This window comes from Xanthomonas sp. LF02-5, assembly GCF_034105325.1.
Lineage (GTDB): Bacteria > Pseudomonadota > Gammaproteobacteria > Xanthomonadales > Xanthomonadaceae > Xanthomonas_A > Xanthomonas_A sontii.
In genome coordinates, this window is record NZ_JAXGGF010000004.1 from 26191 (window position 1) to 52838 (window position 26648).

The following is a 26648-nucleotide window of genomic DNA, read 5'->3' on the forward strand; positions in this document are numbered from 1 at the left end:
ACAGGAACAGGGGCGTGGGCCGAACGGCGCACGTAAGGGGTGACATGGAAGGTTTGCTGTCAAATTCCGTTTTCTTCGGCGCTGATCGCGCGGCCTCGGATACGTCCGGTTGTCTGCAGCAGATCCGTGCCCGCGCCGTTCTCGGCGCCTTCCTTGCCGCGACGCGCATGTCGTGCCGTCGCGTCGAACTTCGCCATCCAGCAGTGGGCCGCCTGCGCGCCGCCCGCTCTCTATACGTTTCCGCAATTCAGAGGCTCGCGTGAAAAGAACGCATATGTTTCGGCTGATCGCTACGTTAAGTGCCGTCGCGCTGTTGAGTGCCTGTGCAACCAGGCCGGCACCCGATTTCCGTGGCAAGTGGAAGCCGGTCAACCGTTTCTCCGAGTCGACCATGGAGATCCCGCTGTACTCGTCGTACGTGTATCAGGCGATCCCGATGGACGGCACGCTCAAGACGATGCTCGAGCGCTGGGCCAAGGATTCGAACATGCAACTGTCCTACGGCATCCAGTCCGATTACACGCTGTATGCCCCGGTCGCCAAGATCAACACCACCAGCATCCAGCAGGCGGTCGCCGAGCTGAGCGTGGTCTATGCGCAGGAAGGGTTGAGCGTGACCGCGGCGGGCAATCGCATCCTGGTGCAGCCGTCGTCGTCGCTGAGCGGTACGCCGGCGACCAGCGGCAGCGCGAAGTGACGTCACCGCCGGTGCGCACGTTGCGCGCCGACAGCCACATTACGAAACCTGGTGAAGTCTGATGTTCGGTAAAAAGCCGGTCGAAAGCGAAAACGTCAACAAAGCGGTAGCGAAGGCGGTCAACTACGAAATCAGCATTGCTGATCTGGCTCGCCGCAGCGAGCGCCGTGCGTGGTGGGTCGCGTTCGGCGCGATCATCATGTGCCTGCTGCTCGGCGGCGGGTACTACTACATGCTGCCGTTGAAGCAGAAGGTGCCGTATCTGGTGATGGCGGATGCGTATACCGGCAATTCGACGGTGTCGGTGCTGCGTGACATCGGCGATATGCACAGCGTCACGACGAGCGAGGCGTTGGCCAGAAGCAATGTGGCAAGGTTCATCACCGCCAGAGAGTCCTATGATTTCGAGATGATGGGACTCAACGACTGGGATACGGTGTTCTCGATGGCGCCAAAGTCCACGGCGGTGGGCGCCGAGTACTACAATTTGAATGTAGGTAATCCGACCTCGCCATATAACACTTACGGTAAGGCTCGAGCCATTCGGGTGAAGATCTTGAGCATCAACCTGCTGGGTGGGGGCGGAAAACCCTACACTGGTGCCAATGTTCGCTTCCAGCGCAGTGTTTACGACAAGAAGAACGGCCAGTCCACGTTTCTGGACAACAAGTTCGCCATTCTTGGCTTCCGCTACAACAACAATCTTGCGATGGAAGAAAACCTGCGCGTGCAGAATCCGCTCGGCTTCCAGGTAACCGATTACCGGGTCGACAACGATTATTCGGCCATGCCGGTTCCTCCGTCGGCCGCCGTGCAGGCACCTGCAACTGGTGCGGCTCAGCAGCCGATGACGGTGCAGCAGCAGGTACCGGGGCAGCAGCAGGTACCAGGGCAGCCGATGGCGCCGGACGCGAACGGCTCCATGCCGTTCCCGCAGCAGGCGCCGATGCCCAACCCGGCGAGCCCGCCTGTCTATCCAGGGGGGCAGCCGGCTACGGCGCCCCCTGCACCCAACGTTGCACCTCAGCACAACGGTAATGGAGCGAACGTTCGATGAGTTTCCTGACGAAAACCGGTTCGGCGCATCTTGCGTTGCTGGCTCTGGGCCTGTTCGCGCCGATCGCGTCGGCCCAGGTGGTCCAGCAGTACGAGTACGAGCCTGACAAGATCTATCAGGTGCGTACCGGCCTGGGCATCACCACCCAGATCGAACTGAGCCCGAACGAGAAGATCCTCGATTACAGCACCGGTTTCACCAGTGGCTGGGAACTCAGCCGTCGCGAGAACGTCTTCTACCTGAAGCCGAAGAACGTCGACGTCGATACCAACATGATGATCCGCACCGCCACCCACTCCTACATCCTCGAATTGAAGGTGGTAGCGACGGATTGGCAGCGGCTGGAGCAGGCCAAGCAGGCCGGCGTGCAGTACAAGGTGACCTTCACCTATCCGAAGGACACCAGCTTTGCCGCAGCCAGCGACGAGGTGAAGGACGAGTCGCAACTCGACACGCGCTTGACCAAGGATCGTCATTACTACTTCGACTACGACTATTCCACGCGCTCCAAGCAAATGTGGATCGTGCCGAGCAGCGTCTACGACGATGGCAAGTTCACCTACATCAAAATGGATCTGACGCGTTTCCCCACTGGCAACTTCCCGGCCGTGTTCGGTCGCGAGAAGGAGAGCGATGAGGATTTCCTGGTCAATACGACAGTCGAGGGCAACACCCTGATTGTCCATGGGACCTATCCCTTCCTGGTCATCCGCCACGGCAAGAATGTTGTCGGCTTGCGTAGGAACAAGCAAAAGTGAACTCGAATCTACCCCCGTCTGACGAAAACTACGGCAACGACCACGGTCAGCCGCGTTCCCCGCATGCGGACGATGCGCCGCGCGAGAATCCCTATTTCGCTCGCCAGCAGCAGACCGCTGACCCGGATCTGGACGCCAATGAGCCGGTGCTCCGCTCCAGCGATCTGAAGAAGCTCAATCGCAAGGCGCTGGTGTTCCTGGGCGGCATCGCCGCGCTGTTGATCCTGGCGATCTTCTGGCTGGTGAGCGGCAGCAGCACGCCTGAGCCGGCGCCGAAGCCGCGCCAGGAAGCGGTAGTGGCGCCTGCGCTGCCGCAGACGGCACCGCCGCCGCCGGTGCAGCCGGCTGAGCCGGTACAGCTGGCTGAGCAGCCGAGCCTTCCGCCGCTGCCACCGATGCCCACTGACAATGACCCCATGGTGCAGTCGTCGTCTCGGCAGGACCGCGGGCCGTCCCTCCTGGAGCGGCGCATGGCCGGCATGCAGCAGGAAGCAGGCATGGGCGGGCAGGGTATCGGCATGCCGCAGGGTCAGGAGCAGGGAGGCTTGCAGCAGCAGGACCAGGTGACGTCCGCCAAGCCGATCGCCAACCCGGACGGTCTGCTGGTGCGCGGCACCTATATCCGTTGCGTGCTGGAGACCCGCATCATCACCGATTTCCCGGGTTTCACCTCCTGCATCATCACCGAGCCGGTGTACTCCATCAACGGCCGTCGCCTCTTGCTGCCGAAGGGATCGAAGATCCTCGGCCAGTACGGCTCCGCTGAACCGAACGGCCCGCGCATGCAGGTGGTGTGGGACCGCATCACCACCCCCACCGGCATCGATGTGACCCTGGTCGGACCCGGCGTCGACAACCTCGGCAGCGCCGGCCATCCGGGCCAATACAGTGCGCATTGGGCGAGCCGCATCTCGTCCGCGCTGATGATCAGCTTGCTCAGCGATGCCTTCAAGTGGGCGGCGGCCGAGCATGGCCCGAAGACCACGACCACCGGCATCAATTCCGGTGTGGTCACCCAGCAGCCGTACGAGAGCAACACGGCGCAGTCCATCCAGCGTCTGGCCGACCAGGCCCTGGATCGCCGCCGTCCCGCCACCGTGACCATCAACCAGGGCACCATCGTGAACGTCTACGTCGCCAAGGACGTCGACTTCACGGCTGTGCTGCCGCGTTGACCGAGATCGAGACAGCGACGTGACGTTCGACGACTCTCCGACCGCGCAGATCTCCACGGATTTCCTGGATTACCAGTATTCGGTGCTGGGCATCCTGGATTACCTCAACTCGCCGGAAGTGACGGAAATCTGCATCAACCGTCCCGGCGAGCTGTACCTGGAGACCCTGCGTGGCTGGCAGCGGATGGACATCCCGTCGCTGACGTTCGACCGCGCGCGGCAGTTCTGTACAGCGGTGGTCAACGAGAGCAATACCGGCCAGCGCATCACCGATGCCGATCCGGTGGTGTCGTTGACCTTTCCCACCGGGCAGCGCGCGCAGTTCGTGATCCCGCCGGCCTGCGACGCCGGCAAGGTGTCGATCACCATCCGCCTGCCGTCAAAGCACACCAAGACCCTGGAGCAGTACAAGGAAGACGGCTTCTTCCAGGAGATCCTGGAGGTGCAGTCGGGTCTGAGCGAGCAGGATCGTGAGCTTCTCGAGCTCCGGCGGCAGCGCGATTACGCCGAGTTCTTCAAGAAAGCGGTGCTGTTCAAGAAGAATGTGGTGGTTGCCGGGGCCACCGGTAGCGGCAAGACCACCTTCATGAAGTCGCTGGTGAATCACATCCCGCACGAAGAGCGGCTGGTGACGATCGAGGACGCGCGCGAGCTCTTCATCAGCCAGCCCAATTCCGTGCATTTGCTCTACTCGAAAGGCGGACAAAGCTCGAGCAACGTCACCGCGAAGAGCTGCATGGAAGCGTGCCTGCGCATGAAGCCCGACCGCATCATCCTTGCGGAGTTGCGCGGCGACGAGTCGTTCTACTTCATCCGCAACTGCGCCTCCGGTCATCCCGGTTCCATCACCAGCTGCCATGCTGGCAGCATCGGGCAGACCTGGGATCAGTTGGCGCTCATGGTCAAGGCGTCGGCCGAAGGGTCGGGCCTGGAGTTCGCCGTCATCAAGCGGTTGTTGATGATGACCATCGACATCGTTGTCCACATCAAATCGCACGCGGGCCGGCGCTATATCACCGGTATCGATTTCGATCCGGAACGCATGCAGTCGGGTGGGGGATGAATATGTTCATTAAGGTGATAGGGCGAAACAGCGCCGATTGACTTTGAATTTTTCTTCCAACACGATTGATTTGCGACATCTGCGGCGTTCTGGGCGATTTGCCACGACGCCGATGCATAGGGAGTAACCACGGCATGTTGCCAGGCATGGAACTACTCAGCTGTCCCGAAATGGCGGTTCCGGCTGAAGTCATGCAGCACGTTGTGCGCGTCGAGTCGTCGCACAATCCGTTTGCGATCGGTGTGGTCGGTGGTCGCCTGGTGCGCCAGCCGCAGAACCTGTCCGAAGCGGTGGCCACGGCGCGGATGCTGGAAGAGAAGGGTTACAACTTCTCCCTGGGCCTGGGGCAGGTCAATCGCTACAACCTGATCAAGTACGGCCTGGATACCTACGAAAAAGCATTCAAGACCTGTCCCAATCTGCAGGCCGCCTCGAAGATCCTGGCCGAGTGCTATAGCCGCTCCGGCGGTAACTGGGGCAAGTCGTTCAGCTGTTACTACTCCGGAAACTTCGAGACCGGGTACCGCCACGGTTACGTGCAGAAGGTCTACGCGTCGATCAACCAGGGCAGGGCGCTCGCCGCGTCCACCGCTGGTGCGATCCCGGTGATCCCGGCCGGAAGCGTGCGTCGTGTGGTCAACGACTCGGTGAGGGCCGCGGCGGTGCGCGAAGTCGACTCGATCGTGTCGCGGCGCATCGACGCGGCGGCCAATCGACTCGCCAGCGATCTTGCGACGCAAGCTCAATCATCAGTACGTTCCCAGGCTGCCATTCCGGCGCCGGTGCAGCCAATAGCGGGTGCTATGGTTGCCGCATCGGCGCAGGCGGCGGCTGCAGATTCCGATCTCTACATCATACGACCGACAGGCGCCGGCAAAGGAGTGGCGGTTCCTGCAGGTGGCGGAGCGACTCCAGCTCCGCAACCTCCCGCGCACGCGCCTCAGGCGGTGGCGGGAGCGGCCGTTCCTGGCGCAAGTACGCCGCCGCCGACATCGGGCGACGGGGCCTTCGTATTCTAGCCAGATGCAGTAGCACGGCCATGCAAATGGCTTTTGATCACCCCCTGTTTTCCAGTCAAGGAGTTACTCATGAAGTTCAATAACGATCAAGTGAAGTCGAACGCCAAGGTTGTTGGTACGGCGGCGTTGAAGGCGGCAGTGTTTGTCGTCGCATTGCTCGCGTCCAACTTTGCGATGGCGCAGGAGTATGCAGATGTCGACACCAAGGTGTGTGGCTTCCTCGGCAAGACCAACAACATCCTGAACATGGCATCCATCGTGGTGGTGACGATCGCGGTCGTGTTCGCCGGTTACCAGATCGCGTTCGCACACAAGCGCGTTGCCGAAGTGGCGCCGGTGCTGCTGGGTGGCGTGCTGATCGGCGCGGCCGGCCAGTTGGCCAAGATGCTGATCGGCGACACCGGCCAGAAGCAGTGCACGGCCACTGCGGCGATCGACATGATCCAGCACGTTCTGCACTATGCATAAGAACGTACTTTTCCGGGGCTGCACCCGGCCGGCGATGTTTTTCGGGGTGCCGTACATCCCGTTCTTCATCGGCGCGGGTGGCGGCTTCCTGATGGGTATCTATTTCGATATGTGGCTGCTGCTGCTCATTCCGGTCATCGTCTTCATCATGCAGCAGATGACCAAGCGGGACGAGATGATCTTCCGCATGCTCGGGTTGCGCTGGATGATGCGGATGCGCGTGCGCAACCTGCAGCGCTATTCCGGCATGTGGGTGTTCTCGCCGAATGAGTACAGGAAAGAGGTGCCGGGCGCCAAGCGCTAGCTTGGAAGCCGGCATCGGGTCTCGACCCCATGCACGACGCCTGTGTCGTGCATGGGGTTGTTCGGTTTTTCGTGTCGACTCGCCGGCAATGCTGGTGTGAGCGAGATCGGCGGTTCCCGGTGCATGTGCGCCGGGCCTTGGCAAGACGAAACGGATTCTGAGTCACTTCATTATGTTCATCCCGGATACTTCCATCAGCGAGTTCATCTCCATCTCCACTCATGTGGCGCCGTCCGTGCTGAAGACGACGGGAGGAGATTTCATGCTGGTCTGGCACCTGGGCGGGCTGCCGTTCGTGGGCCGCGAAGAGTGGGAGATCGAACACCGGCACAACACGTTCAACCGCATGCTGCAGACGCTGCGCGCTCCGGATTTCGCCAATGTGGCGTTCTGGGTGCACGATGTGCGCCGCCGCCGTCGCATCAAGAACGGCAGCAAGTTCAAACAGGCGTTCAACCAGGCCTTGTCTGATCAGTACTACGGGACATTGTCCTCGCAGAAGATCATGCAGAACGAGCTGTACATGACCATGATGTATCGCCCGGTAGTGACCGGTAAGCGTCTCATGGATAAGTCGTCGAACATTTCCCAGTTGCAGTCAGAACAGGACCAGGCGATCGCCAAGGTCCTTGAACTTGCAGGCAACGTCGAAGCCGTGCTCAAGGATTACTCGCCCTACCGGCTGAGCATGTACGAAGCCAGCAATGGCGTGGTGTTCTCCGAGGCGCTGGAGTTCTTCGGCTATTTGATCAATCGCATCGACGAGCCGGTGCCGGTGCTGCAGGCGCCGGTGCCCGCCTACCTGCCGGTCAGCAAGCATATGTTCGCCAACAAGACTGGCGACTTCGTGATCAAGACCCCGGAGGGCGTCAATCATTTCGGTGCCATTCTGAACATCAAGGAATACACCGACGGCACCTATCCCGGCATCCTCAATGGCCTGAAGTATCTCGACTTCGAGTATGTCGTGACCCACTCCTTCAGCCCGATGGGTCGGCACGACGCGCTGAAGGTGCTTGATCGCACCAAGGGCATGATGGTGTCCTCGGGCGACAAGGCGGTCAGCCAGATCCATGAGCTCGACCTGGCGATGGATCAGCTGTCGTCGGGCAATTTCGTGTTGGGCGAGTATCACTTCACCATCGCCGTTTACGCCGAGACGCAGGAAAAGCTCGCGCAGCAGGTGGCGACCACGCGCGCCGAGCTGTCCAACGCCGGCTTCGTCTCGACCAAGGAGGATCTGGCGGTCGCTTCTTCCTTCTACGCTCAGCTGCCCGGCAACTGGCGCTATCGCACGCGTCTGGCCAATGTCAGTTCGTTGAACTTCCTTGGCCTTTCGCCGCTGCACAACTTCGCCCAGGGCAAGCGCGACAACAACCCGTGGGGCGAATGCGTCACCACCTTGCAGACCACCAACGGCCAGCCGTATTACTTCAATTTCCACGCCACGCATCCGGCGGAGAACTCGCTCGGCGAGAAGGCGATCGCCAATACCATGGTGATCGGCAAGTCGGGTACCGGTAAGACCGCGTTGATCAACTTCCTGCTCAGCCAGGTGCAGAAGTTCGATCCGATCCCGACCATCTTCTTCTTCGACAAGGATCGCGGCGCCGAGATCTTCGTGCGCGCCTGCGGCGGCAATTACCTGGCGCTGGAGAACGGCAAGCCCACCGGCTTCAACCCGTTCCAGTGCGAGCGCACCGAGGCGAACGTGCAGTTCCTGGCCGACCTGATCAAGGTCCTGGCCGGCAAGATCGAGTACACCTCGCGCGAGGAGGAGGACATCTTCCGCGGCGTAGAGGGCATGCTCGACACGCCCATGCATCTGCGCAGCATGACCAACTTCCGCAAGAGCCTGCCCAACATGGGCGACGACGGCCTGTACGCGCGCATGCGCAAGTGGACCGCCGGCAACTCGCACGGCTGGGTGTTCGACAATCCGGTCGATACGATCGACCTTGAGAAGGCCAGCATCATCGGCTTCGACTACACCGACGTCATCGACAATCCGGAAGTGCGGGTTCCGGTCATCAACTATCTGCTGCATCGGCTGGAAGCCCTGATCGACGGCCGGCCGCTCATCTACGTGATGGACGAGTTCTGGAAGATCCTCGACGGCAAGGGCGGCCTGAAGGAATTCGCCAAGAACAAGCAGAAGACCATCCGTAAACAGAACGGCCTGGGTATCTTCGCCACCCAGAGCCCGGAGGATGCGCTCGCTAGCGACATTTCCGCGGCGCTGGTCGAACAGACCGCGACGATGATCCTGCTGCCCAATCCCAATGCCAGCAAGGAAGACTACATGGACGGCCTCAAGCTCACCGAGGCCGAGTACCAGGTCGTGGTCAGCCTGGACGAGCGCTCGCGCTGCTTCCTGGTCAAGCAGGGCCATGGATCGTCGGTGTGCCAGCTCAATCTGCGCGGCATGGACGATGCGCTGTCGGTCATCTCGGCGTCGACCGACAATATCGAAATCATGCACCAGGTGCTGGAGCGCAAGGCCAAGGAACACGGCGTCGCGCCGGACGATCTGACGCCCGAACAGTGGTTGAACGAGTTCTATGCAAGGCGCAAGGGTTCCGGAAAATCGGGTCCGGCGAGATCGGTGTCTTCGGATAATCGCGGGGCGGCAGCGATCACCTGACCGGTTCGCCCAAATCACGCATGGCGGTTTTTCTACAAGATCTGTGTTGAGGTATTTATGAACAAGATGACGAAAGCTTTCACTCGTATTCGCATTGCTGGCGGGGTTGCCTTGCTTGCCTTCTTGCTGCCGGCAACCGCGTTTGCGCAATGGGAAGTGGTCGACAACAAGCAAATCGACGAGAACGGGAAAAACACCGAAAAACTCCACGACAAGCTCGATGAGATCTACAAGTCCGGTCTCATCGGCAAGAGCACCGGGGAGAAGCCCAGCGGCGAAGAGGTCGACAAGCCAAAGGAGAAGCTGCAGAAGGTCGACGACAATTACGGCGTTTCGACCTGTGCCAGCACGACATCCAGCACGCCCGTTTCAAGCGAGCAGCAAAAGACGTGTGAGCTCATTCAGCGCACGCGCAATTCGCAGTACAACTACATGGTGGCTATGTACGACATCACCGAGAAGCGCTTGCAGCGCTTGCGGGATATCGAAAAAGAACGTCAGAACATCAAGCCCGAGCAGGTTGGCTTGCTGGAAGACAACACCAACAAGCTGATTGCGCTCAAGACGTTGATGGATATCGATCGCCAGCAGACCGAGTCGGCCATGTTCGCCTACGAGAAGCGGCTCGCGTTCCTGACCGAAGTGCAGTCGGCCGGAGCCAAGGCGGCCATGACCGGCCAGACGGCGCCATCGGCTACGGATACCGGTGGTGGTGGCTTGTTTCCGGGGTGGAGCGGTCTTGGCGATATCGCGAGCAAGGCGGTTGGCGGTGCGGTAGTGCTAGGCGCGCTGCAGGCGATCAAGTCGGACGGCAAGATTCATAGGTTGAGTATCGACGATTAACCTGAATCTCTTTCAGTTTCTAAAGGGTCGGTTTGTGGCAATGATGTTTTGCGATGCGGGCGCCCGCGCGATGGAGTGTTTATGAATTTCTTAACGGATTTGGGGAATTATTTAGTATTCACCCGCATCAACGACTTCCTGCGCGACGAAATCGACTACTTCCAATGGTCGCTGCTGCTGCGCATGTCCTGGTGGGTCTCCGTGACGGCGATGAGCGCGCTGACACTGTGGGTGCTCTACAAGGGCTACCGTGTGGCCACCGGCCAGTCGCGCGAGTTCGCGATGGATCTGGTGGTGACCTCGCTGCGTTCGGCGCTGATCGTCGGCGCTGCCATGAGCTTTGTGTCCGCGAGCAACCCTTCAGGAGAGGGCGACACGAATAGCCTCTATTGGCGTCTCACCGATGGATTGAGCAGCGCCATCGTGAAGACGGTCTCAGGCAGTTCGCAGAGTCCCTACAAGGAAATCGACAAGAACCTGGCGCTCATGCAGGTGGGCATGACGGTCATCGACCAGATCAATACGGCCGGCAATTCGGAGCGCCAGAGCGAGAAGGATCGGGCGCGCATGTTCACTGGCATCGGCATGGCGGGCCCGGCGATCGTCGGTGGGTCGTTGCTCTTGTTGAACAAGTTGGCGATGGCGCTGTTCGTCGGTTTTGGGCCGTTGTTCATCCTGTGTCTGCTATTCGATGCCACGAAGTCCTTGTTTCAGAGGTGGCTCTTGTACGGGATCGGAACTGTGTTCTCTTTGTCTGTGCTGACGTTCACCGTTGCGCTTTCGACAAAGGTGACCACGGCTGTAGCATCGGGGTTCATCGCGGCTTGGGCAGCGTCGAATGGCTCAAGCGAGGGCGTGACCAGTATGTCCTTGCAGCAGGGTGGGATCGGCTTGGTACTGAGCACGTTGATCATCACTGCACCACCGATGGCGGCTTCGTTCTTCCAAGGTACCTTGGGCCAGTTCAGTGCCTATTCGGCGTTCGGGCAGATCGGGCGAGATCCCGCCAGTGGCCGGCCTTATACCCCGCAAGCGCCTTCTAGCGCCACGCAAACTACAACCGATCACGCCAATACTCAGGTCCAAAATAATTATTCGAATTTGAATCGCGGCGCAGAGGGGCAGAGTCAGGTTGCAGCCCCTGGGAGTCGTGGTGCTTACGGGAATAATGGCTAAATTATGAATAAAAAGATATTTTTATTTGTATTGTGTTTTTTGCTTTGTTTTGTTTCTTTGGGGGCGTACGGCCAAACCCGGTGCCCAGTGGGTGTGCAGGCTGGGAGTGCACAATGTCTTCCAGATGATGCGGGTGAAGCGCCTCCACGCCCTACTGGTGAATGGATCAAAACTTGGGGTGCACTAGTCAGTTCAAATACGGCACATGGAGCATGGACATCCAAAGGGAAATTCTCCAAGGATGATGCCGTTAGTGATGCTTTAGGTAGATGTCAAGCTACCGGTGCTCCCGACTGTCATATTGATTCGACTTATTTTAATCAATGCGTGGCGGTTGTCGGTTCGCCCGATAAGATAGGACTATCAATTTCCAAGGCGAAGAACGAGTCTATAGCAAAAAGTGCTGCATCTGCTGATTGCCAGCAGAGAGGAGGGCGGCAGTGTGAAGTGAAATTTTCCGACTGCACTGAGCCATTCTTCAGGAAATTTTAATGCCTGGTTGTGATGGCAAGAAAGCTTTTGGCTGTGCGTTAGACGCTTCCAGCTTAGTAGGGTAACCAACAGATGGCGACTAGGTGGTGCGGGCTATTCGGATCGCGACAGGGTGGGCGGGGGCATGAGAAAAATCGTCGATTTTGAAATTGATGTTTCCAGGCCTCATAGGGTCGAAATGTGTGGTATTTCGATGCGCAGCCTTGTTGCTTTTTTTGTTGGAGCTTCTCTTCCAGCAACTCTGTATGCCCAAACACGTTGTCCGGTTGGCGCGCAAGCGGGAAGCGCCCAGTGTCTCCCCGACGAAGAAAGCTCTTCATCGGCTCGTGCTACAGGCGAATGGATCAAAACATGGGGTGGAATTGCCAGCGCCCCAAACGGGGAAGGTGGAGTGAGTTCAGCTCAGTTATCCAAGGCAGATGCTGAAAATGCCGCTCTCCAGAATTGTAGGGCGACTGGAGCGAGTCAATGCAAAGTTAACTTCGTCTACTACAATCAGTGCGTTGCTCTCGCTTACCCAGTGGGTAGCGCTGGTGGCTTTTTTCGTACAGGAAAGAGTATTGATGAAGCTGTGAAATTGGCTGTCGCTGATTGTGAAAAAGAGACTGGCGGGCATCAATGCAAAATTAAGGTAAACGAGTGCACGGACCCTGTCTTTAGAAAGTACTGAAATTTATTTGGCATGATTTCGGTGGGGGTCATTTAAATATTTATTAGTTTTTGGTAGGCGGTTGCTATCCGATCGTTGGCAGGTTTGCGTACGTTGGAGGCCGAAGGGGAGATTAAGTCGATGAAGAAAATGTCGCTATTTTTGCTTTGCTTGGTAGCCTGGAGTGCGATGGCTCAATCGCCCCAGGAACATCTTCGCTATCGGAACGACGATCCGTTCGTGTTTTGTACTGAGGGCCAGAAGGACCCGGGCAAGTGTTGGGTGCCGCTGCCTCCCTATACCACGGGAGCCTACATGACGATGCCTTATTGTCAGCCCATCAATCCGTACGGAAAGCCTTGGACGCCGCAAGACTACGATTCGCTCGGGCAGTATCAGCGCGTCTGTCCGCTGGCGTTGAAGTCCGGTGGCTGGACGGGGAAGAAGCCTGCAAATATGTCGCCAACGGAACACTGAGCGAGGGCATGCGTGCTGAGCTGTTTTTGCTCGGCTGAACCGAATTGGCCGTCGGCGATCAGGGATGTCGAAACGGTCCGGGTGCCAAAACTGGCGATTGAGGCCGATGGCGGCGCAGTGCTGAATACGTATGCAAGCACCGCTGAGATTCCTGCATCAACGCTACTCTAGCGCAGCGTTTCGCGTGCCCGTCGCACGCGCGATTTCTGCCCGAAGGGGGGCGTTGCATGTCTCAGGCTCCATGGTGGCGCGGTGCCGTCATCTATCAGATCTATCCGCGTAGCTTCCTCGACGCCAATGGCGACGGTATCGGTGATTTGCCGGGCATCGTGCGCAAGCTGGACTACATCGCGGCGTTGGGCGTGGATGCGATCTGGATCTCGCCGTTCTTCAAGTCGCCGATGGCCGATTTCGGCTACGACATCGCCGACTATCGTGAGGTCGATCCGCTGTTCGGTACCATGGCCGACTTCGATGCCCTGCTGGCCAAGGCGCATGCGCTGGGCCTGAAGGTGATGATCGACCAGGTGCTCAGTCACACCTCGGTGGAGCACGACTGGTTCAAGGAAAGCCGTCAGAGCCGCGACAATCCGAAGGCGGATTGGTACGTGTGGGCCGATGCGCGCGAAGACGGGGCGCCACCCAACAACTGGCTGTCGATCTTCGGTGGCGTGGCGTGGCAGTGGGAGCCGCGCCGCGGGCAGTACTATCTGCACAATTTCCTTGCCTCGCAGCCGGATCTGAACTTCCACAATCCGCAGGTGCAGCAGGCGACCTTGGACAACGTGGAGTTCTGGCTGGCGCGCGGTGTCGACGGCTTTCGCCTGGACGCGATCAATTTCTGCTTCCACGATCCGCAACTGCGCGACAACCCGCCCAAACCGCCGGAAAAGCGCGTCGGCCGCGGCTTCAGTCCGGACAATCCGTACGCCTTCCAGTACCACTACTACAACAACACGCAGGCGGAGAACCTGCCGTTCCTGCAGAAGCTGCGCAGCCTGCTCGACCGCTATCCGGGGACGGTGAGCCTGGGCGAGATCTCGTCGGAGGATTCGCTGGCGACCACGGCCGAATACACCCGCGCCGGGCACCTGCACATGGGCTACAGCTTCGAATTGCTGACCGACGATTTCAGCGCGGCCTACATCCGCGAGACGGTCTCGCGTCTGGAAGCGGCGATGACCGAAGGCTGGCCGTGCTGGGCGATTTCCAATCATGACGTGCAACGCGCGGTGACGCGTTGGGGGCGGGGTGCCGAGACGCCGGCCTTCGCGCGGCTGCTGATCGCGATGCTGTGTTCGCTGCGCGGCTCGGTCTGCGTCTACCAAGGCGAAGAGCTGGGCCTGGGCGAGGCAGAGGTGCCGTTCGAGGCGCTGCAGGATCCCTATGGCATCGCGTTCTGGCCGAACTTCAAGGGCCGCGATGGATGCCGGACGCCGCTGCCATGGGATGCCAGCGAGCAAGCCGGTTTCAGCACCGGGACGCCTTGGCTGCCGATCGCGGCAGCGCATCGCGCACAATCGGTGGCGGCGCAGGAGGCCGACCCGCAGTCGGTCCTGCATGCGATTCGCCAGTTCCTGGCCTGGCGCAAGCGCCATCCGGCCCTGCGTGAGGGCGACATTGTCTTCCACGAGACGGCTGAGCCCGTGCTGATGTTCGAGCGTCGCCACACCACGCAGCGCTTGCTGCTGGCGTTCAATCTGTCCGCCGAGGCCGCCGACGTGGCGCTGCCTGAGGGCGGTTGGCAGGCGCTGCAGGTGCCGGGCGTGGTCGCGGGCGCGGCCGGAGAGCGCTTGCGTTTGCCCGGCTATGCGATGGTGTGCCTGCAGGGCGCATGAGCGGGACCAAATGATTCCTGCGACGGCAGCGTCGCATCCTGCTGTGTGGCTACGGCACTGCCGAGCTGTTGTTTTGGAAAGACAGTCCGGCGTGCATCGCGTCGGATAAGGCCTCATGCGTACCACGGACGTGGGCGCTTGTTGGACGACAAGGATCGCTCTGGAAGTTCAGTGTCCGTAGTAAGCATGTTGCGGTGACCACGCCACGCCGTCTTCGCGGTTTGGCGTGCCCGGTAATCAGGGCACGCGTCGTCGCCGACAATCACGCCGTCCTGGAACCAAGGACAGCTCGGAGACTTGCCTTGCTGGCCCACACAACAGACTGCTGCGTCGCTGTCGCTCTTGCTGCCGGCTAGGCGACGCGGCCACGAATCCGCCGTCATCGCTGCGCTGGTGTCCATCGCGGCAATGTCACCTTGTCTGCACGCCAGCCTTTGTGATCTGAAACCCCGCGTTTCCAGCGACGCCACCTGGTCTCGATCTCGCGGCCTCCTGGCTGAGACCCGTCGTTGGCGATGGCGGTGCTGGCGTCGATCAGCTGCCGCAGCATCGCGTCGGTGCGGATGCATCCTCCGTTGTGCGGTCAGGCCGGCCAGTTCGCAGTTCAGCGTTGAATGTCCGGGCATGGCGCTTTCTGGCACGCAAAGGGCTTGGGCCATGCACTCCTGAAGTGCAGATTTTTTTCGGCGACGCGGCCATTCCGCGCGCTTGCGGCTTTTTTGTCGGGATCTTCGCGGACGCGGCGAGATCTCCATCAGTTCACGCGCGATCGCTTTCTGTAGATCTTCTTGCAGGCGAAGGGGCTGGTGTGCGCCCTCCAGGCCGCTCGTCTTGATCCCGATCGGCAAACCAGATCGCCACCGCTGCTCGATCCTGATCTCATCGTTTTCTCGTCGGCCACCGCGGCATTTGACGCAACCGTCCGCGGCAACCGCCCCAACGAAAACGCCCGCCGGGTGCGCCGGCGGGCGTCGTCTGCAGCCTCTACGCGGGACTCAGAACTTGTAGTTCACGCCCAGCATGTAGGTGCGTCCCCATTCGACGTACTCCAGCGGGCGATCCTTGGTGCCGGCGTAGGTGCGGTAGGGCGAGTTGGTCAGGTTGCTCGCCTGCAGCAGCAGGCTCAGCCCGGCCAGGGTGCTGCCATCGGCGAAGGTGTAGCTGACCTGCGCGTCGGTGACGTTCTCGCCGACCACGTAGCGCAGCGTGCGGTTGCCGTTGAAGTTGCCGATCTCGCCGATGAAGTCCGACCGCCGCCGCTGGCTGACGCGGGCCTCGAAGCCGTTGCGCTCGTAGTAGGCGGTGAAGTTGTACACGCGCTTGGACAGGCCGGGCAGGTCGATCGGCGCCGAGCCCACGCTGGAGGCGCTTTCGGGATCGACGATCTTGATGTCGCTGTCGTTGAACGTGGCACTGGCCTGGATGCCGAAGCCGCGCAGGCTGTCGGTGAACATGTCCAACGGCAGCGAGGCGGTCAGCTCGAGCCCGCGCAGAGTGCCGCCCTTGCCGTTCTGCGGCGAGGAGAAGGTACCGGTGGTCTGTACCGGCACGGTCATGTTGGGCGGGCGCACGTAGCTGGCGAGCAGGGCGGAGAAGTCGTAATCGTCGCGCGATTGCGTGTAGATGTAGCTCTTCAGGTCCTTGTAGAACACCGCGGCGGCCACGTAGGCCTTCTCGCCGAAGTACTTCTCGTACGACAGGTCCAGCGCGTTGGCGCGCCACGGGTCGAGCAGGGGATTGCCGCCGCTGCCGCCGGGCTTGCCGGTGGAGGTGTCCACGCCGAAGTCCAGGCCGGCGCGCATCTGGTCCACGCGCGGCCGCGCCACCTGCTTGGCCGCGGCGAAGCGCAGGGTCTGCTGGTGCGGGAACAGGAAGGCCAGGTTGAGGCTCGGCAGCCAGTCGTTGTAGGTCTTGCCGGCGTCGATCGGCAGCACGTTCTGGCCGGCCGGACGGGACTGGTCGAAGTAGCTGGACTGCGAGCTCTGGTCGGCGTGCTGCAATTGCACGCCGATGTTGCCGCGCACGCCGACCTCGCCGATGTCGGTGTTGATGTTGGCGCGGAGCCAGGCCGTGGTGATCTTCTCCTGCACGGTCCACGACTTCGGAATCAGGTAGTCCAGGTTGGTGACCGGATTGAAGGTCATGTAGCGCGAGACCGCCGCCGGCACGTTCCAGGCCGGGATGGTGCCGATGCCGGCGAAGCCGAGGTTGACCGGGTCGTACTGCAGATCGCTGGCGATGCTGGTGTCGCCTTGCGCGCCGAGCAGGATGTTGCCTTCGGCCTGGGTCTTCTGCTTGCGGCGGTCGGCGTAGTTCACGCCCACGTCGATGTCCGAGAACCAGGTCAGCGCCTGCGGCGCCGGCAGGGTCGCCGCCAGGCGGCCGCCCTTCAGCCGGTCCTCGACCTCCGGCACCTTGCCGTAGCCGGAGCCGTAGATGGTGTTGGTCAGGAACAGGTTGTTCGGGTCGGAGTAGTCGCGGCCGGGGGTGATCTGCGAGAAGCCATTCGGCTTGACCACGAGACCGACCGTGTCCAGCTGCGGCATCGGCACCAGCTGCAGGTTGTTCTCCAGGTTCAGCTCCTTGCGGGTGGCCTTGGAGTAGTTCAGATCGGCCATCAGGCGCACGCTGCCGAGGTTGAACTCGTTGTTCCAGCCGAATGCGTCGATCTTGTCCTTGCGCTTGTTGTACATGCCGCGCACCAGCGGGTACACGCCGCTGGCGGTGCCGCCGGTGAAGCTGCCGCTGGCGTCGACCTGCGGATTGGTGATCAGCAGGCCAGGCGTGTAGCCGCCGTTGTAGTTGCTGAGATTGACCTCGAACTGATTGGCGGTGTCGATCTGCTCGGCTTCGGTATGGAATGCGTCGAAGGTGCTGGTCCAACTGCTGGACGGACGGAACTGCACGGTCGCCATCACGCCGTCGCGCTTGTTGTTGCCGGTGCGGCGCAGCGCCTTGATGCCGTCGGAGAAGTAGGTGCCAGGCGCCACGCCGGGACGGCTGCCGCTGTCGGTGTTCTGCGTGGTCCACGGCTCGTACAGGCCGACCTGGTTTTCCTGGATGGGCATGTCGCTGTGGGCATAGCCGATCGAGAAGCCCAGGGTGTTGTCCAGGAACTGGTCGATGTAGCTGGCGCTGAAGCGGTTGCCGAAGGCGTCGACGTTGGCTGCCTTGCCGAGCGAGCTCTTCTGCAGGCGGCCGCTGACGGCGATCACCCGGTCCGGAAAGCTCAGCGGACGCACGGTCTGCATGTCGATGGTGCCGGACAGGCCCTGGCCGACCAGGCCGGCGTCGGGCGTCTTGTACACGGTCACGCCGTTGACCAGTTCCGAGGGATACTGGTCGAACTCGACGCTGCGGTTGTCGCCGGTGCTGACCACTTCGCGGCCGTTGAGCAGGGTAGTGGCGAAGTCGGGCGACAGGCCGCGCACGCTGATCACCTGGGCGCGGCCGGCGACGCGCTGCGCGGCCAGGCCGGGCAGGCGCCCGAGCGATTCGGCGATGCTCACGTCCGGTAGCTTGCCGATGTCCTCGGCCGAGATCGCTTCGACGATGGACGTCGAGTCCTGTTTGATCGCGATGGCGTTCTCGATGCCGCGGCGGATGCCGGTCACCTGGACCTTGTCCAGTTCGGTGACCGGATCCTTGGACGTGGTGGCGGTGGTATCGGACTGTGCCGCAGCCAGCATCGGCGTCATCGCGACGGCCAGCGCCAGCGTCAGCGCGTTGCGCTTGTGGTTCAACATTTTCCCCTCCCAGGCAATGTTGTCTTGCGAATGTCTGAACCGGCGAGGCGGCCGGATGTGCGTGTCGCGCAGCCGCAGGGCGGTGTCGCGATTGCGCTGTATGGTAGACACGCGGCTTCGTCGCGAACGTCCGCTGCATACGTATTCACTGGCCTGCATCGCATTGGAAGCGCTTTCAGGATCGCAATGTCGTGCGCGCGCCGCTACGCCGGTGCCGCGGCGAGGATGTGCGTGCTTCATGCAACTGACGTCGCCTGGCATGAACATTCGGGTGCTGCACTGAGAGTGATGCCAGGGAGTCCGCCGGCATGCGGACTACGGGCGAGCTGGCAGATGGCGCGACATGGTTTGGCGGAAGCGGCGCGCCGCGCGCCGCTGACCTGCCGCGCACGATGGCGCGGCGCCGCAGAGGCGAGCGCCGTGATCCGGCATGGCGAGTGCATGCCTCCGCCGCTGTGCTGCCGGCGGTGCCGCGTGCCGCATGGTGGTGCGTCAGTGCGATGCCGCCGTGCCAGCGGAGGCCGGCGCCGGGTCCAGCGGGACGAAACGGATCGCCTGGCCGCCGCCGGGCGCCAGCTTCACCTGCAACTGATCGCGGCTGGTGACCATGCGCTGCTCGCGCACGAAGTCGAACGGATTGTGCTGGTAATCGGCGGCGTCGCCGTCGCGGTAGATCTCGGCGCGATAGCGCACGCCCGGTTCGAGGAAGCTCAGCGCGATCGGCAGCACACGGCCGTGCTCGTCGGTGATGCTGCCGAGGAACCAGTCGCGGCTGTGGCGGTCCTTGCGCACGATGGTCACGTAATCGCCGATCTCGCCGTCGAGCACGTGGCTGTCGTCCCAGTCCACCGCCACGTCCTCGATGAAGCGGAAGGCGTCGCGGTGCTGCAGGTAGTGCTCGGGCAGGTCGGCCGCCATCTGGATCGGGCTGTACAGGGTCACGTACAGCGCGAGTTGCCGCGCCAGCGTACTCGGAATCGCGCGTCCGCCGCGGCCCGTCAGGCTGAGGATGCCGGGGGTGTAGTCCATCGGCCCGGCCAGCATCCGCGTGAACACCAGGTTCACTTCGTGCTCCGGCGGGTTCGGCGGCTCGCCCCAGGCGTTGTACTCCATGCCGCGCGCGCCTTCGCGCGAGAGCCAGTTCGGGTAGGTGCGACGCAGGCCGGTGTCCTTGATCGGCTCATGGGCGTTGACCGACAGGTGGCGCCTGGCGGCTTCCTCCACCACCTTGAGATGGTGGCGGGCCATGAACTGGCCGTCGTGCCATTCGCGCAACAGGGGGCCGCCGGCGGGATTGCGCCGGTCTACCTGTCCGTCGTCGCAGACGTAGCCGGTCTTGAAGGTGTCCACGCCCAGTCGTGCATATAGATCCAGCGCCGCATCGAGCTGGTCTTCGTAGTGCTCCACCGCGCAGCCGGTCTCGTGGTGACCGATCAGGTGCACGCCCTTCTTCGCCGCGTAGGCGCTGAGCGCATCGATGTCGAAGTCCGCGGTGGCACGGGTGAAGTCGAAGTCGTCGCCGTGGCCGACCCAGTTACCGTTCCAGCCGGGGTTCCAACCTTCGACCAGCACGCCGCGGAAGCCGTGCGCCGCGGCGAAGTCGATGTAGCGGCGGGTGTTGGCGGTGGTGGCGGCATGCCTGGGGCCGCGCGCCCAGGTGTCCTGGTTCAGGTGCATCGACCACCACACGCCGATGTACTTGGCCGGGTGCACCCAGCTCACGTCGCCCAGCGCGTTGGGTTCGTTGAGGTTGAGGATCAGATTGGAATCGACCAGGCCGCCGGCGGTGTCGCTGATCTGCAGCGTGCGCCACGGCGTGTCGAAGGGCAGGGCGCGGCGCACCTTCCAGCCTTCCGCCGACGGCGACAGTTGCGCATGCAGGCGCTGGCCTTCGCCGCGGCGCAGCCACATGCCGGCGTAGTCGACCAGGGCGGCCTCGTGAATCGCCAGGTGCAGGCCGTCCTGGCTGCGCAGGGTGAACGGCGTGTGCGCCAGCGGCACTTCGCGCAGCGGGGTGCGCCGGTACAGGTATTCGTAGTGGATGGGCGCGCCGGCGGGAATCCACCAGGCGGTCGCATCGGGGACGATATCGAACTCGGTGAGCTCTTCGTCGATGACGGCCTCCTGCATGCCAGGCTGCTGCGGAAAGCGGTAGCGGAAGCCGAGCCCGTCGTCGTAGACGCGGAACACCACTGCGAAACGGCGCTGGCGGCCACCGCGCTCGCCCAGCTCCACGCGCAGTTCGTTGTAGTGGTTGCGCACGTAGCGGCGCTCGCCCCACGGCTGTTCCCAGGTCTCGTCGACGCTGCGGCTGTGCTGGTCCAGCACAGCCAGGTCGCGATCCAGCGCGCCGTCGCGCAACTGAAAGCCCAGCCGCGATTCGCCGATCACCGGCTCGCCCAGGCGCTGCACGCGATAGCTGGGACGGCCGTCGTCCAACTGCAGGGAGACGCGCAGGATCTTGCCCGGCGAGTCCACGCTGGCCACCGTCTGCGGCGCGGCGTGCAGGCATGGCGCAACGCACCACAACACGCTCGCCAGCAACGACGGCAGACGCAGGCGCGACAGGACCTCAAACAGCGGCATCTCCCCTCCCAGGGCGACCGTGGCAGCGCAACGACTATAGCGAGGCGGTTCCTGGCCGCCGGAGGCCCGTACGATGAATACGTATGCAACTGCACGCGCCGCGGTGCCGCCCGTCTACCATGTCCGCAGCGCCCCGCGATGCGGAGGCGGCGACCGCAGCGCCGGCGTGCCGGCCTGCGCTACCACCATGCAGGCAAAGAGGGAGGGAGGTCGATCGGTGCGAGCCGGTCTGCCGCTTCGATGCTGAAGATGATTTGCTTGGCCGCCACCTTGGGTGCTGCGGCGTCGGCGTCTGCTGGACAGACGTCATTGCAGTGGCGTGGCCAGACCGCGCAGGCCGAGGCCACCGCCGACGGTGGTTTCGTGCTGCATGCGGCCCGAGGCACACGCACGGTGCCGGCGCAGCCGTTGCGCAGCGAGACCGACAGTCCGTTGTTCGACGCGCTGTTCGCGCTGGCGCAACAGGAACTGCACGACGATCAGGTGCAGGCGATCCGCGACCCGGCGTTCGATCACGGCAAGCCGTTGCCGTGCGATTGCTACCAGACCGGCGAGCGCTGGCCCTACGTGTGGACTCGCGATGTCAGCTATGCCGCCGACCTGGCCCTGGCGCGGCTGGATCCCGAGCGCACGCGCCGCTCGCTGCGCTTCAAGCTATCGCCGATGCGCGGCACCGACGCGCTGCCGGGGCTGTTCGTGGCGCAGGACACCGGCTCCGGCGGCAGTTGGCCGGTGAGCAGCGACCGGGTGGTGTGGTTCCTGGCCGCGCGCCACCTGCTGGACGATCCGGCCTTCGCCGCCGACACCCGCGCCGCACTCACTGCCACGCTGGCCCAAGATCGCGCGTTCGCGTTCGACCCGCGCATCGGCCTGTACCGCGGCGAGACCTCGTTCCTGGACTGGCGCGAGCAGACCTATCCGGCCTGGACCCGCGAGGATGTCGGCTTCATCGCCAGTTCCTTCGCGCTGTCCACCAACGTGCTGCATTACCAGGCGCTGCGCCTGGGCGAGCGCCTGGCCCGGGAGCAGGGCGACACGCAGGCGGCCGCGCACTATGCCGACTGGGCCGATGCGCTGCGCCAGGCGATCGCGCAGCGTTTCTGGCGCGAGGACCGCAGTACCTACGTCGGCTACATCGGCACCGCCGAGCATCCGGTGCGCTACGAACGCTACGATCTGCTGGGCCTGTCGCTGGCAGTGCTAGCCGACGTACTGCCGGCCGCGCGCGCGCGCCAGGCGCTGGCCCGCTATCCGGCGGTGGAGGCGGGCAGCCCGGTGGTGTGGCCGCAGCAGCGCGAGGTGCCGATCTACCACAACCGGGCGATCTGGCCGTTCGTCAGCGCCTACGCGTTGCGTGCGGCGCGGCACACCGACGACAGCGCGCGCATCGACCTGGAAGTGCGCTCGCTGCTGCGCGGCGCCGCGTTGGCCGGCTCGAACATGGAGAACTACGAGTTTCTGAGCCAGGCCGTGCATGTTGACGACGGTCCGCTCAGCGGCCCGGTGGTCAATTCGCCGCGGCAGCTGTGGTCGGTGGCCGGCTACCTGGCGATGGTGGTCGAGGGCGTGTTCGGCGTGGAGGACGATGGCCGCGTGCTGCCCAAGTTGCCGACCAGCCTGGTGCCCATGCTGTTCGGCGAGCGCCAGGAGATCGCGTTGCAGCTGAAGGACCGCCGGATCGTGCTGCGCCGGCCGATGCAGCTGCAGGGCGACCTGCTGGTCGCCGGCAAGACCCATAGCCAGAACGGCGTCATCACCATCGACTTGGTGGCACGCCACAGCGGAAGTGCGCCCTTGCAGATGCTGACGGCAGAAGACGCCTTCGCACCGCTGGCACCGCCGGCACCGCAGGTGCGACGCGAGACCGGGGGCTGGTGGGTGCAGGCGGCTGCGGACTCGGTGTTGTACGTCGATGGGCAGGCACGCGAGGGCAGCGCCGACGGCGCGCTGCTGCCGCTGGCCGAGCGCGTGCAATGCCTGAGTCTCACCCGGAAGGGTTCGCGTTGGGAGTCGTTGCACAGCCCCACTGTCTGCGTCGGCAACGTCGCCCGCGTGGAGGGCGCCGACGATTGGAGCTGGACCGCGCCGCACGATGGCGTGTATCGGCTGAGCGTGCGCTACGTCAATGCGCATGGGCCGATCAACACAGGTGTCACCGCCGCGGTCAAACGCCTGCAGGTGCAATGCGGCGACGCGCCAGCGCAATCGCAACCGCTGGTGATGCCGCACAGCGTCGGCGAGCAGACCTCCACGGCGGCGCTGTTCGTGCTGCAGGCCGGGCAACCTTGCGTCGCGCGGCTGCTGCCGGCGGCAAACATGAGCGCACTGCAGCACTTCGCGCGCTACACCGGTGGCCAGGGCGGCGCCGATGGCGTGGTCAATGCCGCCGATGTCGCCGCGCTGCTGATCGCGCCGGCCGGCCCGATCGAGGAGCGCCCATGAGCACCGTGCCACGCGCCAAGCCGGCGCTGTCGTTCTGGCAGATCTGGAACATGTGCTTTGGCTTCCTCGGCATCCAGTTCGGCTTCGCGCTGCAGAACGCCAATGCCAGCCGCATCTTCCAGACCCTGGGCGCGGACATGGAGCAGGTGCCGGGATTGTGGATCGCCGCACCGTTGACCGGCCTGATCGTGCAGCCGATCGTCGGCTACCTGTCCGACCGCACCTGGAACCGCTTCGGCCGGCGTCGGCCGTACTTCATGGTCGGCGCGCTGTTCACCACGTTGGCCCTGCTGGTGATGCCGAACTCGCCGGCGCTCTGGGTGGCGGCCGGCACGCTGTGGGTGCTGGACGCCTCGATCAACATCTCGATGGAGCCGTTCCGCGCCTTCGTCGGCGACCAGTTGCCGACGCGCCAGCGCGCCGCCGGCTACGCCATGCAGAGCTTCTTCATCGGCGTCGGCGCAGTGGTGGCGAGCATGCTGCCGTGGCTGCTGGCGCACTGGGGCGTCAGCAATACCGCGGGGCCCGGAGAGGTGCCGGCGACGGTGCGCTACGCGTTCTATGTCGGCGGCGCGGTGCTGTTCCTGTCCATCGGCTGGACCGTGCTGCGCACCCGCGAGTATCCGCCCGAAGATCTGCATGGCAGCGCCGTCGTCACCGCAGATGCAGCGGTGCAACCGCGCCGTGTCGATGGCGCCGCTGCGCTGTGGTGCGCGGTGGGCATCGCCGGCGCGGCGGCCATCGCCTGGTGCCGCGGCGACCGCATGCTGTACGTGCTGGCCGGCCTGTGCATCGCTTACGGCGTGCTGCAGGGCGTCGCGCCGCGCCTGCGTCGCGGACACATGCTGGCGGCGATCGTCTGCGATCTGCAGACCATGCCGCGGGCGATGCGGCGCCTGGCCGGGGTGCAGTTCTTCTCCTGGTTCGCGTTGTTCGCGATGTGGATCAACACCACCGCTGCGGTCACCCAGACCCACTACGGTACCCAGGACGTCACCTCGGCCGCCTACAACGAGGGCGCCAACTGGGTCGGTGTGCTGTTCGCCGCCTACAACGGCTTCGCCGCACTGGCCGCGATCGCCATTCCGCTGCTGGTGCGCGCCTGCGGGCTGCGCATGAGCCATCTGCTCAACCTGTGCCTGGGCGCGGTCGGCCTGCTGTCGTTTCTGTGGATCCGGGATCCGCAGTGGCTGCTGCTGTCGATGGTCGGGGTGGGCTTCGCCTGGGCGTCGATCCTGTCGTTGCCGTATGCGCTGCTGTCGGACAGCGTGCCGGCGGCGAAGATGGGCGTGTACATGGGCATCTTCAATTTTTTCATCGTGATCCCGCAGTTGGTCGCGGTCAGCGTGCTGGGCTTCGTGCTCACGCACTGGCTCGGCGGCCGGCCGCTGTACGCGCTGGCGATCGGCGGCGGCAGCCTGCTGGTGGCGGCGCTGTGCGTGCTGTGGGTGCCGTCGGATTCGGGAGCGAACGCATGATCGATCGGATGTCGCTGTTGGCGCTGGCCCTGCTGGGCGCCTGCGCTGGGTCGGCGCAGGCCCAGGCGCCGGCGCAGGAAGAGTACTACGGCACGCTGGAGCCGTTCGCCAGCGAGGCGGTGTACTTCGTGGTCACCGATCGCTTCGTCAACGGCGATCCCGGCAACGATCACCGCGACCAGGGCGGCGCGCATCGCACCTTCGACATCCCGATCCCGGCGCCGCCGGGCGAGAGCGACAACATCGGCTACCTCGGCGGCGACTTCAAGGGCGTGGTCGACAACGCCGGCTACATCCGCGACCTGGGCTTCGGCGCGGTGTGGATCACGCCGATCGTCGACAACCCGGACGAGGCCTTCACCGGCGGCAAGCCGATCACCTGGGGCAGCTCGCTGAGCGACCGTGGCAAGACCGGTTACCACGGCTACTGGGGCGTCAATTTCTACAAGCTCGACGAGCATCTGCCGAGCCCGGGCCTGGATTTCGCCGGCTTCACCCAGGCCATGCACGCGCAGCAGCTGAAGGTGGTGCTGGACATTGTCGGCAATCACGGCTCGCCGGCCTGGACCATGCCCAAGCGGCAGCCGATGTTCGGCCAGGTCTTCGACCGCGACGGCAAACTGATCGCCGATCACCAGAACCTGCCGCCGTCCAAGCTGGACCCGGCGCACAATCCGCTGCACGCGTTCTACAACACCGGCGGCAACCTGGCGCAGTTGTCCGATTTCAACGAGCGCAACCCGGCGGTGATGGAGTATCTGGTCGGCGCCTATTCGCAGTGGCTGGGGCAGGGCGCCGATGCGTTCCGCATCGACACCATCGGCTGGATGCCCGACAGCTTCTGGCACGAGTTCGTGCGCCGCATCCGCGCGCAGCGCCCCGGCATGTTCATGTTCGGCGAGGACTTCGACTACAACGCGCACAAGATCGCCAGCCACACCTGGGCCAGCAACGCGGGCGTCAGCGTGCTGGATTTCCCGCTCAAGCAGGCACTGGCGGCGACGTTCGGCCATGCCCAGCGCGGCTACGAGACGCTGCAGCCGGCGCTGTATCTGGAACGCGGCCCGTACGCCAATCCGTACGAGCTGATGACCTTCTACGACAACCACGACATGGCGCGGCTGGACGCCAGCGACGCCGGCTTCATCGACGCGCACAACTGGCTGTTCACCGCGCGCGGCATCCCGGTGATCTACTACGGCTCGGAGACCGGCTTCATGCGCGGGCGCGCCGAGCATGCCGGCAACCGCAACTACTTCGGCCAGGCGCGGGTGAACGCGGCGCCGAGCAGTCCGATCTTCACGCCGCTGCGACGCATCGCCACGCTGCGCCAGCGCAGCCCGGCGCTGCAGCGCGGCCTGCAGCTCAATCTGCAGCTGTCCGGCGACGAGGCGGTGTTCTACCGGGTGTTCCAGCATGCGGGCAGCACTCAGACCGCGCTGGTGCTGCTGAACAAGAGCGACGCGCCGCGCACGCTGGAAGTGCGCCGCTATCTGCAGCCCGGCACCTGGCACGACGGCTTCGACGGCAGCGCCACCGAGGTGACCGATGCGCTGCGCGCCGAGGTGCCGGCACATGGCGTGCGCGTGTTCCTGTCCGATGCGCCGATCGTGCGCCCGGACCTGCGCGCGCGGCTGCGCTGGCTGATGGCGGCCAAGGACGGCGTCGCGCCGACGCCGTAAACGCGGTGCTGCCGGTCGGCGTCAGCGCCGGCCGTCGGCGCGTCGGCGCCCGAG

Annotated in this window: 21 protein-coding genes; 18 read left to right on the forward strand and 3 right to left on the reverse strand. The window is 63.5% G+C overall.

What is annotated here, in order from left to right:
• Positions 1 to 59: 59 nt before the first annotated feature.
• Positions 60 to 197 (reverse strand): hypothetical protein, encoded by a 138-nt coding sequence (locus SLW52_RS11565; RefSeq protein WP_320740513.1) that lies wholly within the window; start codon positions 195 to 197, stop codon positions 60 to 62.
• A gap of 77 nt (positions 198 to 274) precedes the next feature.
• On the opposite strand from SLW52_RS11565, the gene SLW52_RS11570 reads away from it, so the two are divergent.
• The 15 genes from SLW52_RS11570 to SLW52_RS11640 all read left to right on the forward strand — a co-directional run bounded on the left by SLW52_RS11570 (position 275) and on the right by SLW52_RS11640 (position 14660).
• On the forward strand, positions 275 to 697 hold the full coding sequence (locus tag SLW52_RS11570) for a hypothetical protein (RefSeq protein ID WP_320740512.1): 423 nt from the start codon (positions 275 to 277) through the stop codon (positions 695 to 697).
• A 61-nt stretch (positions 698 to 758) separates the two neighbouring features.
• Positions 759 to 1754, forward strand: coding sequence for a VirB8/TrbF family protein (locus SLW52_RS11575; protein WP_320740511.1), 996 nt, complete (start codon positions 759 to 761; stop codon positions 1752 to 1754).
• On the forward strand, positions 1751 to 2512 hold the full coding sequence (locus SLW52_RS11580; protein ID WP_017911235.1) for a TrbG/VirB9 family P-type conjugative transfer protein: 762 nt from the start codon (positions 1751 to 1753) through the stop codon (positions 2510 to 2512). Before SLW52_RS11575 ends, SLW52_RS11580 begins: the two co-directional genes overlap by 4 nt.
• The gene (locus SLW52_RS11585) at positions 2509 to 3687 is read left to right on the forward strand and encodes a TrbI/VirB10 family protein (protein WP_320740510.1); all 1179 of its coding nucleotides are present in this window, start codon (positions 2509 to 2511) and stop codon (positions 3685 to 3687) included. The genes SLW52_RS11580 and SLW52_RS11585 overlap by 4 nt, the downstream gene beginning before the upstream one ends.
• A gap of 19 nt (positions 3688 to 3706) precedes the next feature.
• The gene (virB11, locus tag SLW52_RS11590) at positions 3707 to 4750 is read left to right on the forward strand and encodes a P-type DNA transfer ATPase VirB11 (RefSeq protein WP_148829282.1); all 1044 of its coding nucleotides are present in this window, start codon (positions 3707 to 3709) and stop codon (positions 4748 to 4750) included.
• A 146-nt stretch (positions 4751 to 4896) separates the two neighbouring features.
• Positions 4897 to 5769, forward strand: coding sequence for a lytic transglycosylase domain-containing protein (locus SLW52_RS11595; RefSeq protein WP_319019665.1), 873 nt, complete (start codon positions 4897 to 4899; stop codon positions 5767 to 5769).
• 69 nt (positions 5770 to 5838) lie between these two features.
• The gene (locus tag SLW52_RS11600) at positions 5839 to 6237 is read left to right on the forward strand and encodes a TrbC/VirB2 family protein (protein WP_148829281.1); all 399 of its coding nucleotides are present in this window, start codon (positions 5839 to 5841) and stop codon (positions 6235 to 6237) included.
• Entirely contained in the window at positions 6230 to 6541 is a 312-nt protein-coding gene (locus SLW52_RS11605) for a VirB3 family type IV secretion system protein (RefSeq protein WP_148829280.1), read from the forward strand. Before SLW52_RS11600 ends, SLW52_RS11605 begins: the two co-directional genes overlap by 8 nt.
• A gap of 172 nt (positions 6542 to 6713) precedes the next feature.
• Positions 6714 to 9185, forward strand: a complete 2472-nt coding sequence (locus tag SLW52_RS11610) for a VirB4 family type IV secretion/conjugal transfer ATPase (RefSeq protein ID WP_267116549.1) — start codon at positions 6714 to 6716, stop codon at positions 9183 to 9185.
• Between the two features lie 66 nt (positions 9186 to 9251).
• The gene (locus SLW52_RS11615) at positions 9252 to 10028 is read left to right on the forward strand and encodes a hypothetical protein (RefSeq protein ID WP_267108837.1); all 777 of its coding nucleotides are present in this window, start codon (positions 9252 to 9254) and stop codon (positions 10026 to 10028) included.
• 81 nt (positions 10029 to 10109) lie between these two features.
• A complete protein-coding gene (locus SLW52_RS11620; protein ID WP_320740509.1) occupies positions 10110 to 11204 on the forward strand; it encodes a type IV secretion system protein in 1095 nt (364 codons plus the stop codon).
• Positions 11205 to 11207: 3 nt separating this feature from the next.
• The gene (locus SLW52_RS11625) at positions 11208 to 11696 is read left to right on the forward strand and encodes a DUF4189 domain-containing protein (RefSeq protein WP_320740508.1); all 489 of its coding nucleotides are present in this window, start codon (positions 11208 to 11210) and stop codon (positions 11694 to 11696) included.
• Between the two features lie 124 nt (positions 11697 to 11820).
• The gene (locus tag SLW52_RS11630; RefSeq protein WP_267122886.1) at positions 11821 to 12366 is read left to right on the forward strand and encodes a DUF4189 domain-containing protein; all 546 of its coding nucleotides are present in this window, start codon (positions 11821 to 11823) and stop codon (positions 12364 to 12366) included.
• 120 nt (positions 12367 to 12486) lie between these two features.
• A complete protein-coding gene (locus tag SLW52_RS11635) occupies positions 12487 to 12822 on the forward strand; it encodes a hypothetical protein (RefSeq protein ID WP_267086525.1) in 336 nt (111 codons plus the stop codon).
• A 227-nt stretch (positions 12823 to 13049) separates the two neighbouring features.
• Positions 13050 to 14660 carry an alpha-amylase family glycosyl hydrolase gene (locus SLW52_RS11640; protein WP_320740507.1) on the forward strand — a complete coding sequence of 537 codons (1611 nt, stop codon included), beginning with the start codon at positions 13050 to 13052 and terminating at the stop codon, positions 14658 to 14660.
• Between the two features lie 995 nt (positions 14661 to 15655).
• On the opposite strand, the gene SLW52_RS11645 is transcribed toward SLW52_RS11640, so the two are convergent.
• Both SLW52_RS11645 and SLW52_RS11650 read right to left on the reverse strand, forming a co-directional pair.
• Entirely contained in the window at positions 15656 to 18406 is a 2751-nt protein-coding gene (locus tag SLW52_RS11645) for a TonB-dependent receptor (RefSeq protein ID WP_267098373.1), read from the reverse strand.
• Between the two features lie 492 nt (positions 18407 to 18898).
• A complete protein-coding gene (locus tag SLW52_RS11650) occupies positions 18899 to 20992 on the reverse strand; it encodes a glycoside hydrolase family 97 protein (RefSeq protein ID WP_320740506.1) in 2094 nt (697 codons plus the stop codon).
• Positions 20993 to 21241: 249 nt separating this feature from the next.
• On the opposite strand from SLW52_RS11650, the gene SLW52_RS11655 reads away from it, so the two are divergent.
• The 3 genes from SLW52_RS11655 to SLW52_RS11665 are packed head-to-tail and all read left to right on the forward strand — an operon-like array spanning position 21242 to position 26594.
• Positions 21242 to 23434 (forward strand): Six-hairpin glycosidase-like protein, encoded by a 2193-nt coding sequence (locus tag SLW52_RS11655; RefSeq protein WP_320740505.1) that lies wholly within the window; start codon positions 21242 to 21244, stop codon positions 23432 to 23434.
• Complete coding sequence (locus tag SLW52_RS11660) at positions 23431 to 24912, forward strand: MFS transporter (RefSeq protein WP_320740504.1); 1482 nt, start codon at positions 23431 to 23433, stop codon at positions 24910 to 24912. Before SLW52_RS11655 ends, SLW52_RS11660 begins: the two co-directional genes overlap by 4 nt.
• Positions 24913 to 24920: 8 nt before the next feature.
• Complete coding sequence (locus SLW52_RS11665) at positions 24921 to 26594, forward strand: alpha-amylase family glycosyl hydrolase (protein ID WP_295972903.1); 1674 nt, start codon at positions 24921 to 24923, stop codon at positions 26592 to 26594.
• The last annotated feature ends 54 nt before the right edge of the window (positions 26595 to 26648 follow it).